This is a genomic window from Halanaerobium sp. DL-01, assembly GCF_003338615.1.
Lineage (GTDB): Bacteria > Bacillota > Halanaerobiia > Halanaerobiales > Halanaerobiaceae > QPJE01.
In genome coordinates, this window is record NZ_QPJN01000007.1 from 12177 (window position 1) to 27856 (window position 15680).

Annotated in this window: 11 protein-coding genes and 1 pseudogene; 1 reads left to right on the top strand and 11 read right to left on the bottom strand. The window is 36.1% G+C overall.

The window, feature by feature from the left end:
* Positions 1-142 precede the first annotated feature (142 nt).
* The 6 genes and pseudogenes from larC to DER71_RS03860 all read right to left on the bottom strand — a co-directional run bounded on the left by larC (position 143) and on the right by DER71_RS03860 (position 8649).
* A pseudogene (gene larC / locus DER71_RS03835) lies at positions 143-1476 on the bottom strand (nickel pincer cofactor biosynthesis protein LarC).
* Position 1477: 1 nt separating this feature from the next.
* Positions 1478-2251: a nickel pincer cofactor biosynthesis protein LarB gene (gene larB / locus DER71_RS03840; protein ID WP_114457045.1), complete on the bottom strand. Its 774-nt coding sequence runs from the start codon at positions 2249-2251 to the stop codon at positions 1478-1480.
* A complete protein-coding gene (larE, locus tag DER71_RS03845; protein ID WP_114457046.1) occupies positions 2244-3053 on the bottom strand; it encodes an ATP-dependent sacrificial sulfur transferase LarE in 810 nt (269 codons plus the stop codon). Before larE ends, larB begins: the two co-directional genes overlap by 8 nt.
* A gap of 166 nt (positions 3054-3219) precedes the next feature.
* Positions 3220-5076, bottom strand: coding sequence for a YgiQ family radical SAM protein (locus DER71_RS03850; RefSeq protein ID WP_114457047.1), 1857 nt, complete (start codon positions 5074-5076; stop codon positions 3220-3222).
* Between the two features lie 223 nt (positions 5077-5299).
* On the bottom strand, positions 5300-6955 hold the full coding sequence (locus DER71_RS03855) for a Na+/H+ antiporter NhaC family protein (RefSeq protein WP_114457166.1): 1656 nt from the start codon (positions 6953-6955) through the stop codon (positions 5300-5302).
* 182 nt (positions 6956-7137) lie between these two features.
* Positions 7138-8649: a bifunctional UDP-sugar hydrolase/5'-nucleotidase gene (locus DER71_RS03860; RefSeq protein WP_233486934.1), complete on the bottom strand. Its 1512-nt coding sequence runs from the start codon at positions 8647-8649 to the stop codon at positions 7138-7140.
* A gap of 291 nt (positions 8650-8940) precedes the next feature.
* Between DER71_RS03860 and DER71_RS03865 the strand changes: the two genes are divergently transcribed.
* Complete coding sequence (locus DER71_RS03865; RefSeq protein WP_114457049.1) at positions 8941-9849, top strand: P1 family peptidase; 909 nt, start codon at positions 8941-8943, stop codon at positions 9847-9849.
* Positions 9850-10049: 200 nt separating this feature from the next.
* Here the strand turns inward: DER71_RS03865 and phoU are convergent, their stop codons facing one another.
* From phoU to DER71_RS03890, 5 genes are all read right to left on the bottom strand, one after another.
* A complete protein-coding gene (gene phoU / locus DER71_RS03870; protein WP_114457050.1) occupies positions 10050-10703 on the bottom strand; it encodes a phosphate signaling complex protein PhoU in 654 nt (217 codons plus the stop codon).
* A gap of 87 nt (positions 10704-10790) precedes the next feature.
* Positions 10791-12173 carry an ADP-ribosylglycohydrolase family protein gene (locus DER71_RS03875; RefSeq protein ID WP_114457051.1) on the bottom strand — a complete coding sequence of 461 codons (1383 nt, stop codon included), beginning with the start codon at positions 12171-12173 and terminating at the stop codon, positions 10791-10793.
* Complete coding sequence (locus tag DER71_RS03880; protein ID WP_114457052.1) at positions 12154-13074, bottom strand: ABC transporter permease; 921 nt, start codon at positions 13072-13074, stop codon at positions 12154-12156. The genes DER71_RS03875 and DER71_RS03880 overlap by 20 nt, the downstream gene beginning before the upstream one ends.
* On the bottom strand, positions 13058-14131 hold the full coding sequence (locus tag DER71_RS03885; RefSeq protein WP_114457053.1) for an ABC transporter permease: 1074 nt from the start codon (positions 14129-14131) through the stop codon (positions 13058-13060). Before DER71_RS03885 ends, DER71_RS03880 begins: the two co-directional genes overlap by 17 nt.
* Positions 14128-15663 carry an ABC transporter ATP-binding protein gene (locus tag DER71_RS03890; protein WP_199505523.1) on the bottom strand — a complete coding sequence of 512 codons (1536 nt, stop codon included), beginning with the start codon at positions 15661-15663 and terminating at the stop codon, positions 14128-14130. The genes DER71_RS03885 and DER71_RS03890 overlap by 4 nt, the downstream gene beginning before the upstream one ends.
* Positions 15664-15680 lie beyond the last annotated feature (17 nt).

Consider the following 15680-nt stretch of genomic DNA (forward strand, 5'->3'; position numbering starts at 1 on the left):
TATTTTGTTTTTATATGCTTTGATGTGTCCACAAAAAGGGTATTTGCGGAACATTAGGCATTTTTCGTTAATCAATCTTAATGAGTTAGAGACGCAAATATCCTTTTTGTGGGAGAACCATGCTTTTTATTTGTTAAAACCATTATTCAGCTTCTCTTTTAATCAAATCATAAACATCTTTAAGTGGAATATCATTTTCTTGTGCCAGCTTTCTGCAGTCTTCATATTCTGGAGCAGATTTAATTTTCTCCCCATCCAGATAAGCAGATTTAATTTTTACTTTTCCGAGAGAAGAATCAAATATAAACTGTTCTCTCTTCAGAGAGCTTCTTTCAACAAAATATCTCCTTATACCTAAAGTTGTTGTTTCATTAAAGATAATTTTTTCCAGTTTTTCTCGTTTTTCTTCTGTACAGAGAACACTAAGTTTCTGGGCAGGACGATTTTTCTTCATATATATATTTGTTAAATAAACATCCAGAGCTCCGGCGGTAAACAATTCTGGAAATAAATAAGAATAAATCTCCCCACTCATATCGTCAATATTTGTTTCTAGAATCAGCAGTTTTTCACTTTTTTTTTAGATTTTTCAGCCAGATAAAGCCTCAGCATATTTGTTATTTCCAGATCTTTTTTTCCTGCACCATAGGCAATTTTCTTAATCTTGACCTCAGGCAGAGGGCAGAACTCTTCTGCCAGAGTTTTTATAATAGCAGCACCGGTTGGAGTTACAAGTTCACTTTTAATACCAGACGCATATACAGGTACATCCTTAAGAATTTCTATAGTTGCCGGAGCCGGTACTGGTATATTCCCATGGGCCACATTTACAAAACCAGAACCAATTGGAACTGCTGAAGAATAAATATAGTCAGCATCAAGCATATCTATCAGTATTGCAGTACCTACAATATCTACAATAGAATCAACTGCTCCGACTTCATGAAAGTGAACTTCATTTAAAGGCTTACTGTGCACTTTTGCCTCTGCTTCGGCTACATAGCTAAAAATCTTTTTGCTCAATTCTTTTATGTTTTCATTTAACTCACTTTCATCGATCAGTTTCTCTATATCACCGAGATTGCGGTGATGATGTTCTCCACTGCCCGGATGATGATGGCCTTTATCTTCTTTATGAACATGATTGTGATTTTTTTTATCATAATTATGGCTGTGCTGGTCATCATTGTGATTATGGTCATGATAGTGTTCGTGATCATGATGACTGTGCTCATGATCACGACTATCTTCATAAATATGGTCAGGATGTGCTGTGTTGTTCAAAAGCACTTTAAAATCAGTTCCTGTAATTCCATTTTTCTGTGTTTTCTTTATCTCTATTTTATAACCGGATAAATTAAGTTTTTTAAGCTTATTTAAAAATTCCTCCTGATCCAGACCTAAATCCAGCAGTGCAGCAATTGTCATATCACCACTAATTCCTGAACTGCATTCAAAATATAGTATTTTTTCCATTTTACCTTCCCTCTTTTCCTGCATTTTCTATCTGCATATTAATTGTAGCCGCCAGATAGGCAGCTCCAAATCCATTATCAATATTTACAACCCCAACACCACTTGCACAGCTGTTGAGCATAGTAAGCAGAGCCGAAACACCACCAAAATTGGTCCCATAACCAACACTTGTAGGTACAGCTATTACCGGTTTATCCACCAGACCTCCAACAACACTGGCAAGTGCCCCTTCCATTCCAGCAACTGTTATAATCACACTGGCTTCATTAAGCTTATCCATATTTAATAAAAGACGGTGGATTCCAGCCACTCCAACATCATAAAGTCTTTCCACACTGTTGCCGAGCACTTCTGCTGTAATTGCTGCTTCTTCAGCAACTGCTAAATCTGATGTGCCACCTGTAACTACAATAATTTTATTCTCTGTTTTTTTCAATTCTCTTTTCTTAATAAATATAATTTTTGCTCTTTCATAATATTCTGCTTCCGGCTCAATATCTTTTATTCGGTTGTAGACTTCTCGGTTTGCCCTTGTTGCAAGAATATTATTTCTTTTTTTCATCATTTCCTTAATAATACCTTCTACCTCATCAAGTGATTTGTTCTCACAGTAAATAACTTCCGGAAATCCATTGCGAAGACTTCTGTGATTATCAATTTTGGCATAACCCAGATCCTTGAAGGGAAGATCTTTAAGTTCATCCATTGCAGCATCAATTTCTATTTCTCCACTTTTTACCTTTGTTAAAACAGATTTTATATCTTCTTTATTCATCAGTACCTCCTTTAAGCATCCGATTCATACTGCCCGATCTATATCCAGCTAAATCAAATGTGACATATTCAAATCCCAGTTTCTTAAAATATGCCTCAACAGCATCTATTAGTTCTATATCCATAAATTTCTCTCTTTCATCAGCACCAACTTCAATTCTGGCCAGATTATTATGATCTCTCACTCTAAGCTGTTCAAAACCCCTTTCCATAAGAAATCCTTCTGCCGCTTCTATTTTATTCAATTTTTCTTTGGAAATTTTGTCTCCATAGATAATTCGGGTGGCCAGACAGGAAAGTGAAGGTTTATCCCAGGTAGGAAGTCCCAGGCTGTATGACAATTCTCTAATTTCTTTTTTACTGAGATCTACCTCTAATAGTGGACTCCTAATTTTAAGTTCTTTTAAAGCTTTCAACCCGGGTCTATAATCACCTATATCATCAGTATTGGAGCCTTCAACAATAATTCTTCCCCCGGCAAATTTTTTAATCTCTCCAAATATTTTTTTCTTACAGTAATAACATCTTTCCGGCGAGTTTTCCACAGCCTCCCCCAGTTCCTCCAGCTTTAACTCAATTTCTTTATGATTTAATGATAGTTTTTCTACAAGTTCTTCAAGCTCCTCGATTTCCTTTTGGGGAACAAATGGTGTTTTTACTGTAAGTGCAGTAAAATCAGCACCTGCATCCTGAGCTGCTGCTGCAAGAAATGTACTGTCCACACCACCCGAAAAAGCAACTACAAAATTGCCCAGTTCACTCAGTATATTTTTTAGTTTTTCGTATTTTTTTTCAGTCTTCATAGATACACACTCCTGTATTTAAATTTTTTTTATATCTTTTTTGTATTAATTTATATACTTAAATTAGCACATAAAGTACTGCAGCTTATTTCCCATCCCCAGTCTGTTTTAAAAAATTATACCTTTTTGTGGGAGAACCATACCTTATTTAAAAAATAAAAATATTTTAAGAACTGGAGCTGGGTTTTATAAGAGCTTTTTTATCATAGCCGATCAAATCTTCCCTGCCGGCTCTTTTTAACGCCTTTTTTACAGTCTGATAATTGCTTTTTTTATGATACTGCAGCAGTGCTCTCTGCATTTTTTTCTCTTTTTGACTTTTTGCCACATATATTTTTTCCATTGTTCTTGGATCATAACCACTATAATACATAGCAGTTGACATAGTACCAGGTGTAGGATAAAAGTCCTGAACCTGTTCTGGATGATGATTAATATCCCGCAGATATTCTGCCAGACTGACAGCATCTTCAAGTCTGCTGCCTGGATGACTTGATATAAAATAGGGAATAATATACTGTTCTTTATCGATTTCATCATTTATCTCATAAAATCTTTTTCTAAATTTTTCGAATACATCTATTTTTGGTTTACCCATTCTGTAGAGCACTTCTTCTGAAACATGTTCTGGAGCTACTTTCAGCTGACCGCTTACATGATGTCTGCACATTTCTCTAAAAAATTCCTCATTATTATCTTCCAGCAGATAATCAAATCTAATCCCTGATCTTATAAATACTTTTTTTACACCTTTAAGATTCCTCAGCTCCTTTAAAAGCTCCAAATATTCAGCATGATCAACCTCCAGTTTACTGCAGGGTTTAGGAAACAGACATTCTTTTCCTTTACACATACCTCGCGAAAGTTGATCTGTACAGGAAGGCTGTCTGAAGTTAGCAGTAGGTCCACCTACATCATGTATATACCCCTTAAAATCCGGCATATTAATAAGTTTTTGAGCTTCTTCTACCAGTGAATCTCTGCTGCGTGAGGTTATCATCTTTCCCTGATGAAATGCAAGTGCACAAAATGAACATGATCCAAAACAACCACGTGAACTAATAAGACTAAATTTCACTTCTTTTATGGCAGGAACACCACCCAGATCCTCATATACAGGGTGATAATCTCTCTGATATGGCAGTGAATAAATGTGATCCAGCTCTTCCCTGTTTAAGGGGTCTACCGGTGGATTCTGCACAAGAAATTTATCTTTATGCTGCTGGACAAGAACTTCTCCTCTAATAGGATCCTGTTCTTCATATTGAAGTTTAAATGAATAAGCATATTTCTTTTTATCTGTTCTTACCTCATCATAAGTCGGAAGCAGCTTATAATTATAAAGATTATCCAAACTGTCAGCAATAAACACAGTTCCAGGAATATGAGTTATATATTTAATATCAAGTCCTGAAGCCATATTTTCGGCAATTTCCAGAATCTGATGTTCTCCCATTCCATAAACAAGCAGATCTGCACGTGTATCAAACAGTATTGATCTCCGCACTTTGTTATCCCAGTAATCATAATAGGCAAATCTGCGCAGACTGGCTTCAATACCTCCTAATATGACAGGTATACTTCCATACACTTCTCTAATTTTATTTGTATATACTATTGTAGCTCTATCTGGACGCAAATTACTTTTTCCACCTGGTGAATAATTATCATACCTGCGCCTATTGCGACCTACAGTGTAATGATTAACCATGGAATCCATATTCCCTGCAGTCACTAAAAAAGCATATTTAGGTTTCCCCAGTTTTTTAAAATCCGATGTATCTCTCCAGTCTGGCTGGGCAATAATCCCGACTCTAAAACCTGCATCTTCCAGTACTCTGGCAATTATTGCAGTTCCAAAAGATGGATGATCTACATAAGCATCTCCACTTACAATAATATAATCAAGCTTTTCCCAGCCCCGTTTTTCCATATCATCCCGACATATCACCATAAACTGATCTCGAGAATTATCAACTTTCTGCTCACTATTTTTATTAGAATTCTGTTTTGAACTTTCCATTTAATTTATCAGTAACTCCTTTTTTTGTTCTGTTTACAATTCCATATTTGTTTCTTTAAATTTATTAATCTATTCATTATTATAGCAGAAAAACCTCACTAAATCGAATCTAAGCACAAATCATTATTTTCACAACCTTTAAAATCGAAAAAACCCCTATCACTTCAGCAGAAATCACTCTCTGCTGAAGTTTACAGGGGTTAAAGCAGTACAAAAGCTTTATCTAAGATGCTAGATTGGCAAAGAGAAAAATACTTGCCATATAAAAAAGATAAAAAGCAGAAGCCGCTACTGCTATTTTGTTAAAGGTCTTTATTTTGCTGCCTTCTGTATTTCCTGCCTCAATTTCTTCTACTGTAGGCATTACTTCCGGAAGACCTTTTCTACCTGCATCATATTTATTAAACAGAACTGACATAACAATTGTCAGCCCAAAAGCAGTAATAAGTAAAATAACTACAGAATCTATTCCCAGAGCATATAAGATTAATGTCATCACTGTAGCTCCAGCTGCTGTTAATGCATAAGGAATCTGTGAACTTACATGATCAATATGATCAGACCCAGCAAAAATTGATGACATTACTGTCGTATCAGAAATAGGTGAAACATGATCTCCAAAAATAGCTCCGCCAAATAAAATACCCATTAAAACAGGTACAATACTGAATCCAACCAGCTCATAACCTGTAGAAACAGCAATTGGAGTTAGAATTGCCATCGTACCCCAGGAAGTACCTGTGGTAAAGGAAATAAACATAGCAGCCAGAAAAATAATTATCGGCAGTGCTCTACCCGGCAGACCCATATTCATCAGAATATTTACTACATATTCTGCTGTACCAACCTGATCAGTTGCATGACCAATTGTCCAGGCTAAAATAATAATCGCAGCAGCAATAATCATTGTTTTAAATCCATCAATAATTGCATCACTGGCTTCACTTAAGGACATCGTTTTATAAGCCAGAGCTCCGACAAGAGCAAAAAAGACAAAGGCAAAGGAACCATAAAGCAGTGCCAGTGCTATATCAGTCTCCTGAAAAGCCTGAGCAATACTAACTCCGGCCTGATAGCCGTCACCAAGCCACCACATAGAAAAAACACTTACAGCAAGCAGAGAGAATATAGGCAAAAAGAAATTGATCAGCTTCGGATTTTTACTGCTCTGTTCACCTACATCAGTACTTATATCTGACAGTGCCTCTGCTCCATCCCTCATTAACTTACCTTCCTTACGAGATCTCCATTCTGCATCAAGCATCGGACCATAATACCGCTGACTTATTGTTATAAAACCAACTGTAAAAAATGCCAGCAGGCAGTAAAAATTCCATGGAATAGAGCGCAAAAATACTGCATATGGAGTAACTCCAATCTGTTCTGCAGTGATTCCTGCTGCAGCAAATCCAGCAGCAATCATCGAAACCTGATAACCAATCCAGTTTGAAACCGGGCCAAAGGTTGTCACCGGAGCTGTTGTGGAGTCTAATATATAGGAATGTGCTTCTCTGGATGTTTTATTTTTGATACTCACATCCCGGGTTGCATTTCCAGTTACAATTGTACTGGTATAAGAGTCGATAAAGATAAACATCCCAATCATCCAGGTTAAAATCTGTGAATCCCTTGAAGTTCTAACGGCACTGCCCATCCAATTTTCCAGGGCCAGCACACTTCCCGATTTGTAAATTAAGGCAGCTCCAGCTCCCATCAACATAATCAAAATTAAAAATTTAGCATTCCAGGGATCATTAACAGTATTAACGATCCAGCGCAGAGATAATGAAGTCGCAGAAATTGGATTCCAGCGACTAATAATTAATGCAGCAGACCAGACACCTGCAAATAATGATATAAGAACTTCTCTTGTGTACATGGCAAGCAAAATAGCCAGTATCGGCGGTATAATAGATAAAAATCCAACAGTTTCTCCAGTAATTTTAATTACCTCCTTTTAGTAATTTAACTAATTAAATTATAAATTAATTTTATCCAATTTTTTTGATATTGTAAAGTATACCCCTTACAAAAGAAGTTTCCTCAAATTCTTTTTAGAATTTACTCGACTGTTATTCTGCCTTCCAGTTTAGGTGCTACCGGTGATCTATTTTCTAAATACTCCATAACTACTTCTTCCAGTCCACCGGCTTCTTTTACTATTGGAGCATCAGTAAACATAGTATATCCATCTCCACCTGCAGCCATAAAGTCATTTGTAGCAATAACGTAATCTCTGGCTGGGTCCAGCTTTTCACCTTTAACCCATACTTCCTGAATTCTTTCTCCAGGATTTTTATCAGGTTCAAAGGTAAACTTTATTCCAGAGACCTGTGGAAAAAGACCTTCTTCAGCAGGGTATTTGGAAACACCATGTTCTAAAGCAGCCCTCAGATCAGAACCTTTAACTCTAATCGCCATTGCTGTATTTCCAAAAGGAAGAACTGTAATCACCTCTCCTTTTGTTATTTCTCCTTTATTAATTGAAGCTCTGATACCACCTCCATTTGTAACAGCAGCATCTGCATCAAGTTTAATTTTTATTGCATCAGCAATCATATTACCGAGATTGCTCTCTCCAGTACGCACAACTGCTCGGTCACCCTCAAGTTCTATCAGAGCAGCACCTACAACCTGAGAAGTAATCTTCTCATTGGCTGCATTCATACTATCAACGACCATTGAGATTATTTTATCGGGTTTAACATCTTCTGCCATCTCTTTACTTATCAGAGATGCTTTTTTGGATTTTAGATTACCATTCTCAACCACCAGATCAATCACACCCAGATATTTATCATATTCACCTGCCATTGTAATCAATGTGTCATTAACCATCATACCTTTTTCCAGTGTGTGGTGGCTGTGTCCATCAACTATTACATCTATCCCATCAACCTGTTGTGCTACCATTTTACTTGTATAATTACTTTCCTCACTTAATCCCAAATGAAAAAGGCCAATAATTACATCAGTTTTTCCTTCCAATTCTTCAACCATATCTCTAGCTGATTTAACCGGATCTGCAAATACAAGTCCTTCTATATTTTTAGGATGAGTTTTATAAGCTGTTTCTGGAGTTGCAAGGCCAAAGATTCCAACTTTAACTCCATCATATTCTTTAATAACATAATCATCTGCCAATGGAGAATCTGTTCCATCTTCTTCTTTTAGATTGGCAGCCAGCAGTGGAAAGTCACTTATTTCTTTCAGCTCTCTGAGGCGCTGCTGTCCATAATTAAAATCATGATTTCCAAGTGTCATTACATCAAGGTCCATGATGTTAAATATATAGGCTATTGCTTCCCCTTCATTCACATTTGCTATCACCTGGCCGTGAAATGCATCACCAGCATCAAGATAAAGAACATTATCCATTTTTTTTCTGCCTTCTTTAACCAGAGCGGCAATTTTAGCAAAACCCATACCTGCATAACTGCCTTCTTCTACTCTCGCATGTGTGTCATTATGGTGATAAATACGAATATTGACCTCTTCAGCAGCTGCCACCACAGTTAATCCCATTACCAGCACTAAAATCAGAAAACCAGCAAATAATCTTTTAGTTATCAATAAATCCACCTCCATATTTTTTATATATAACCATATATATTAAATATTAAATATATATTATTATTTTCCTTCCTATCAGACAAAAAAGCCTTTCCTTATTTTTCAAATTAAGCTGTAAAAATTATTTTGGGGAAACTCTATTCAGATAAAAATATTTGAGGTTTACTTTACCTGCTGGTAAATAATTGCGAAAAATATGTATCAGGAAGGAACAGGCAGTTTGAAAAAGAAGTAAAATACAATAGAAATTAAATAAAGTATAAAACTTAAGCAAAATGAAGGGGAGATAATATGAATAATGATATTACAGCTGTAGATGGAATAAAGGTAGGAAATGCAGAAAACATAGAAGGAGGAACTGGCTGTACAGTTATCATCTGCGGCAATAATTTTTCTGCTGGCGCTGAAGTAAGAGGTGGTGCCCCAGGCACACGAGAAAGTGCTCTTCTAGCTTCAGAAGCAGTAATACAGAATATAAATGCAGTTTTGCTGACAGGTGGAAGTGCTTTTGGACTTGATGCTGCTGCAGGTGTTATGGATTATCTGGAAGAACAGGGTACAGGTTTCCAGACCGGTAGTGGATATGTGCCAATAGTTCCTGCTGCAGTGATATATGATCTGGAATATAAAAGTTCTAAAATCAGACCTGATAAAAAAATGGCCTATCAAGCCTGCAGAAATGCTGATAATTCCCCACTTGAAAATAAAAGCATTGGTGCTGCTGCCGGAGCAACCTGTGGAAAAATAAATGGCATGAAATATGCCCACAAAACAAAATTAGGCCATGCAGCCATAAAAATAGGAAAACTGATAGTTGCAGCTCTGGTGGTGGTAAATGCATTTGGAGATATCAAAGATTATAAAACAGGAAAAATAGCTGCAGGGGCTAAAGATGAAAATGGAAATTTTATTGATACTGAATCAATTTTTTTAAATAAACCTGAGCTTAATACTGGTCTTAAAAGAGAAAACACAACTTTAGCAGTGATAGCTACCAATGCCCGTTTAAACAAAAGTGAAGCAAATCGTGTATCAATAATGGCACAGGATGGACTTGCCCGCACTATTTATCCTGTCCATACAATGCTTGATGGGGATACTGTTTTTACTCTTGCTTCAAATAAAATAAATGCAGACATAAATCAGGTAGGTACTGCAGCTGCAGCTGTGGCTGCAGAAGCTGTCTGTTCTTCTGTGTAAATCTCCTCCCTCTATAAATTACAATCAGGATTTACACAAAATTTAAAAAACTTTAAACATTAACAAAACTCTATATCAAAAACTAAACTATAAACAATAAAAGGGCCGGCTGGCCCTTTTATCTTCTATAAGTGAGCATCTCCCGTAAATCAAAATAAAAATTTAGGGAAATTTTTTTAACATTTTTAATAAAATTATTTTTAATATTTAACTCTTTTACCAGTGATTAAAAAAATAGTTTCTTCACCAATATTTGTGGCGTGATCTCCTACTCTTTCCAGGGATTTGGCAAGATTTAAATATTTAACAACCTGCTGAATATTTAGCTGTTTTTCATTCTTACTCAAAAGTTTTATACCTTTATCATAAACCTGATCATACATGTTGTCCGCTTTTTCGTCCATTCTACAGGCTGCCTCAGCAAGGTCTGCATTTTTTGTTGCAAAAGATTCCAGTACAACATCCAGCATGTCGGTAACAATATCTGCAAGTTCCGGTATCATCACGATAGGAGTAAGTCTTTTTTCATTTTTTAATTCAAGCAAAATCTCCGCAATATTAGTTGCATGGTCTCCTATTCTTTCTAAATCGGAAGCTATCTTTACCATTGCAATGGCAAACCATGTATCACTTGTTAACGGCTGTTCCATGGTAAGTAAACGTGAAACTTCTTCTTCTATTGTTATCTTATAATTATCAAGTACATCATCTCTGTTAATAATATCTCTGGCTGTATCTACATCCATTTTATCCAGGGCTTTAATAATTTTTTGCAGCATATCTTCTGCAACTTCACTCATATCACTGAGATCATTCAGCAGCTGTTCACGTTTTTCCACATACACTTGTTCCATTTGGAATTTCACTCTCCCTTTTTGATTTTAAACTCACATAAAGTTATAATAAATATTCTTGACATACCTCCAAAATCCTGCCTTAATTTAAAATATTTGTGATTCTACAGTCCAGTTGGCTAGTCCTGTTATTGATAATTCTTCATAACCCGGCAGATATGTTTTTAGTTTTCCTGAAAATGGATCTATCCATTTTTTTGTTATTGTTTTTGGATCCATAACAGCAATTATAGATCCAACCTCACCGGCATTGCAGTCCACATCCAGACCACAGCCTGCCAGTATTCGCACAGCCCTATCAAAGCTATTATCACAATAATACAGGGCTGTCACCACTGCTGCCATATTTGGATATGTATGAATCCAGTTATACTTTTTAAACTCATGCTTGATTTTGTTCCAGCTTTCTTTTGCACTATTATTATTTTCACAGGCTTTTAAAACTAGTTTAAAATAGTGGTAAAACTCACTTCCTACAGGAATATAATCTTTGGACCTGTAAATTATTTCTCTGGTATTATTATAATTGAAGGCAAGTGATGTCATTACAGCACTGTGTATACCCCCATAAATTCCATTTTTCTCATGAGAAACACTGCTGTCCAAATATGCATAATAAGCTGCCTTTAATGGATCAGCAGGAGCAGTAAAACCACAAATCATTGTCCTCATTTGAGCACCTATCCATTCAGAGAAAAAATTATTAAAGCTGCCTGATAACGGAGGATATAAACCTCTTTTTAAATTTTCAAGGGCAAAATATTCGGCAGACCAGCCAAAAGGAATTAATTCCAACCATTTATCTGCTATATGATCTGATTCCAGTTTTGAACCATTTTCTGAAAGTGCTTTTAAAAAAGCAATTTGAAATGTAATATCATCATTATAAGTATCAGGTTCACTTACATAATAGTTGAGCTTATCTCCATAATGTTTTTCCAGAGTTTCCCCTGTATATCCTTCCAGAGCAGTTCCATATGCACCTCCGGCAATCTGGCCCTGCCAGCCGGCAAGTATTTTTTCCTCCAGCTTTTCTCCTGCAATTTCAATTTTTTCCGGATCACCTTCAGCCTTCATAGCTTCTCTGATTCCAGCCCAGCTGGTAGGATTTTCATAACGCCAGTAAGAATGATCATCATCAACTGGAGCTTCACACAGTTCTTTCATAATTCTGGCAGAAATAATTTCCAGTTCCCTCATTCTGCCTTCAGCAAGTGCATTAAGACCATCTTCAATATATTTTTCAGCTTCTGATACGTCATAACCTCTATTGGACCACGCCTGTATCATTTCTATAAAAAGCGCTTCTGGAGCCTTCGACCCAGGAACCTGACTCTGCCAGAACATTGCCAGCAAATTTTCCCTCTGCTCCATCATTTCTGCAAATCCAAACCAGCTTTCTTCAGCATCAGTTAATGGCACAGGCTCAGCTTCTTTTCTTTTTTCAAACTCATACTGCCATGCTTTCATTTTTACTTTCCCCCTTAGACTTCTTTTTTTCTCGTGAGTAAAAAAACAGTGCAGCCAGTGTGGCCAGATATGGAACCATCTGAGTAAACTGTGAAGGAATAAAAGTATTTTGAAGTGCTAGACCTAATCCATCAAAAAAGCCGAATAAAAGCGCCATAAAAAGCAGTCCCAGAGGTCTACCTCTTGTCAAAATAATAACTGCAAGTGAAATCCATCCTCTACCATTTGACATGTTTTCTGCAAATAAATTAACATAACCTAAAGATAAAAACACACCGGCCAGACCACAGTAAAATCCGGAAAGCAAAATAGCTTTGCTTTTTATTATATCCGATTTGATACCAACAGAATCTACTGCTGCATCATCTTCCCCTGTAGCCCGAAGCCTGAGTCCAAACTTTGTTTTAAAAATATGTATTTCAACCAGAACAGCGATTAGAAATGTTATATAAACTAAGAAAGGATAACCACTTAATAGTTCACCCAGTACAGGTATGTTTTCTATAATAGGTATATTCCAGTCAGGTAGTGGAATTATTTTGGAAGAAGTAAAAGCTCCTTTGACAGAAAATATCTGCCTTAAAAAATATGTGGTTCCTCCCAGAGCAAATAAATTGAGTGCAATTCCGGTTACAAATTCATCTGTTTTGAGATAAACAGCAAATACTGTAAAAATTAAAGCAGTAAACAAACCACCTGCAATACCACTTAAAATACCAATCACCCAGGAACCGCTGAAAAAACTTCCCAGCACAGCAGTAAATGCACCAATAAGCATCATACCCTCCATAGCTATATTAAAAATATCAGCATAATAAGTATAGGTTCCACCCAGACTGGCAAGTAATATTGGAACAGCGGCCAGAAAAGTTGAACGAATTAGTTCAATCAATAAATTCATCTTCTTTTATTCCACCCCCTGATTTAATATTCTTCATCCTTAATAAAATATTAATTCTATTTAACAGCAGATGTGCAGATTTCCTGCTGGCAACCACAAATAAAACTGTTATTGACTGTAAAATTAAAACAAATTCTGATGGAACAGAAGTTTCAAGTTCCATCCCCATGGCTCCAGTTTGAATCATAGCAAAAAAGAAGCTGTAAAAAGCAGTCCCAATAATACTGCTGTCTGCAACTACTGCTATCATTACCCCATCCCAGCCATAATTTGCACCAATACCTTTAAGAAAACGGTGCTGTACTCCACCCATAACAAGCATAGCACCTGCCATGCCTGCCAGTGCACCACTTATTAGCATAATTTTAAGATAATTCTTGTCTATATTTGCTCCACCAGCTTTTGCAAACATCTCATTACTTCCCATAACCTTCCACTCATAACCAGCTTTGGTATGATGCCAGATAAAATAAATTATTATTAACAGTATGATGCTTATAATAATTGTACTATCAAGACCGCCGAGATCAGGTAGCCACCCACTTTTATTTATAGGTCTGGTCATCGGTGAAAACAATTCTTTATCAAGCAGTGGACCACTAATAAGATACATTGTAAAATACTGGGCTACAAAATTAAGCATTAAAGTAGTGATAAATTCATCCATATTAAATTTAAGTCTTAACCAGGCAGCAATTCCAGAATATAATGCCCCTGATAATAAAGCAATAAATATAAGCAGTGGAATCATAACTACAGGTGGAAGATCTATATATAATCCTGCTGCAGTAACACTAATACCACCAATTAAAAATTGACCAACCTGACCTAAATTAACAGCATTACTGCCAAAAGCTACTGCTGCTGATAATCCTGTTAGAATTAAAGGAGCTGTTTTGGCAAGTGTGCTGAAAAAAGAAAACTTTGAAAAAAGGCTGTAATTAAAAAGCTGATAATAGCTATCAAAAGCAGGATATCCCTGAACAGCCATAATTATTAATCCAACCAGCAGAGCAGTTATGATACCAACTGCGGATGTTAAAATTTGCCTTTTCATCTGTAATCACCTGCCTCTGCTCCGAGCATATATGCCCCTATTTCTTCTTTGTTTGTTTTTGTGGGATCTTTATCAGCTATAATTTTACCTTCATGTATTACCAGCAGACGGTCAGAAAGTCCAAACAGCTCATCTAAATCAGCTGAAATCAGCAAAACTGCTGCACCCTGATCACGTTTTTTTATGATCTCCAGCTGGATAAATTCTATAGAACCAACATCCAGACCTCTTGTTGGATTATCCAGCAAAATAAAATTATCTGACAGCATAAATTCCCTTCCTACAATAAGGCGCTGCTGATTACCACCTGATAGTGATTTTATAGGCTGACTTTTACTTTCTGATATTACTTCAAATTTATTTATCAGTTTATCTGTTAAATCTCTGGCACCTCTGCGGGACAAAATATAATCTCTTGCACCACTCAGATTCTTATTTATTCTGTGGTGTGTCATGATACTATTGTCTACCAGACTGAGTTCCTGTGCACTCCCTGTATTTTTTCTATCCTGTGGTACATAAGCCATTTCTTTTCTTCTGTCTAGAATATTCAATTTATCTATTCGCTTATCATTAATTTTAATTTCCCCACTGTCTGGAGTTAAAAGACCGATGATCGATCTTACTAATTCATATTGACCATTACCTTCTATACCAGCAACTCCCACTATTTCACCTGCTCTGACTTCCAGACTGATATTATCCAGTAATTTTATACCCTGCTCATTTTTATATTTTAAATTTGAAACAGAAAAAACCACATCTTTTGGTGAAGCTTTATCTTTTTTAACAGTAAACACAACATCGCGTCCTATCATGGCACGTGCCAGATCTGCCTTTGACAAATTTTTGTTTTCTAAAGTTGTAATTTTTTTACCCTTTCTCATAACCGTTATAATATCAGATAAATCCAGAACTTCATCAAGCTTATGGCTGATAAAAATAATAGTTCTACCTTCATCTCTCAATTTCTTTAGACGCATAAATAGGTCCTCTATTTCCTGAGGAGTTAATACAGCTGTTGGTTCATCTAAAATTAATACATTAACATCTCTATACAGGAGTTTCAGTATCTCTACTTTCTGCTGAGCTGCAACAGATATATTATTTATAATTGAATCAAGCTGTAAATTTAAATTATACTCCTCAATAAGCTGTCTGACCTTTTTTCTTGACTGTTCTTTTTTCAGTATATTAAATCTGCCTACTGGTTCAGTGCCAAGTATTACATTTTCATATACAGTGTAGTTCGGTATCAACATAAACTCCTGATGAACCATTCCTATACCTGCATTTACAGCTTCCTGAGGGTTACTGAAATGAGTTTTTTTGTTATTTATATAAATCTCTCCATCAGTTTTGGCAGTAAGTCCATATATTACTTTCATTAAAGTTGATTTGCCGGCTCCATTTTCTCCAATAACTGCATGAATTTGACCGGAATTAATAACTAAATCAACCCCATCAACAGCTACTGTTGATGGTGGATATATTTTCAAAAGAGATTTTATAGAAATAATTGGATCTGCCAACAGTTACACCTCTTTTC

What these genes read in the sequence shown, in the direction of transcription:
- DER71_RS03885 (WP_114457053.1), bottom strand. Translation starts at nt 14,131, where the DNA reads ATGAAAAGGCAAATTTTAACATCCGCAGTTGGTATCATAACTGCTCTG.
- larE (WP_114457046.1), bottom strand. Translation starts at nt 3,053, where the DNA reads ATGAAGACTGAAAAAAAATACGAAAAACTAAAAAATATACTGAGTGAA.
- DER71_RS03850 (WP_114457047.1), bottom strand. Translation starts at nt 5,076, where the DNA reads ATGGAAAGTTCAAAACAGAATTCTAATAAAAATAGTGAGCAGAAAGTT.
- DER71_RS03855 (WP_114457166.1), bottom strand. Translation starts at nt 6,955, where the DNA reads ATGTACACAAGAGAAGTTCTTATATCATTATTTGCAGGTGTCTGGTCT.
- DER71_RS03880 (WP_114457052.1), bottom strand. Translation starts at nt 13,074, where the DNA reads ATGAATTTATTGATTGAACTAATTCGTTCAACTTTTCTGGCCGCTGTT.
- DER71_RS03875 (WP_114457051.1), bottom strand. Translation starts at nt 12,173, where the DNA reads ATGAAAGCATGGCAGTATGAGTTTGAAAAAAGAAAAGAAGCTGAGCCT.
- phoU (WP_114457050.1), bottom strand. Translation starts at nt 10,703, where the DNA reads ATGGAACAAGTGTATGTGGAAAAACGTGAACAGCTGCTGAATGATCTC.
- DER71_RS03865 (WP_114457049.1), top strand. Translation starts at nt 8,941, where the DNA reads ATGAATAATGATATTACAGCTGTAGATGGAATAAAGGTAGGAAATGCA.
- larB (WP_114457045.1), bottom strand. Translation starts at nt 2,251, where the DNA reads ATGAATAAAGAAGATATAAAATCTGTTTTAACAAAGGTAAAAAGTGGA.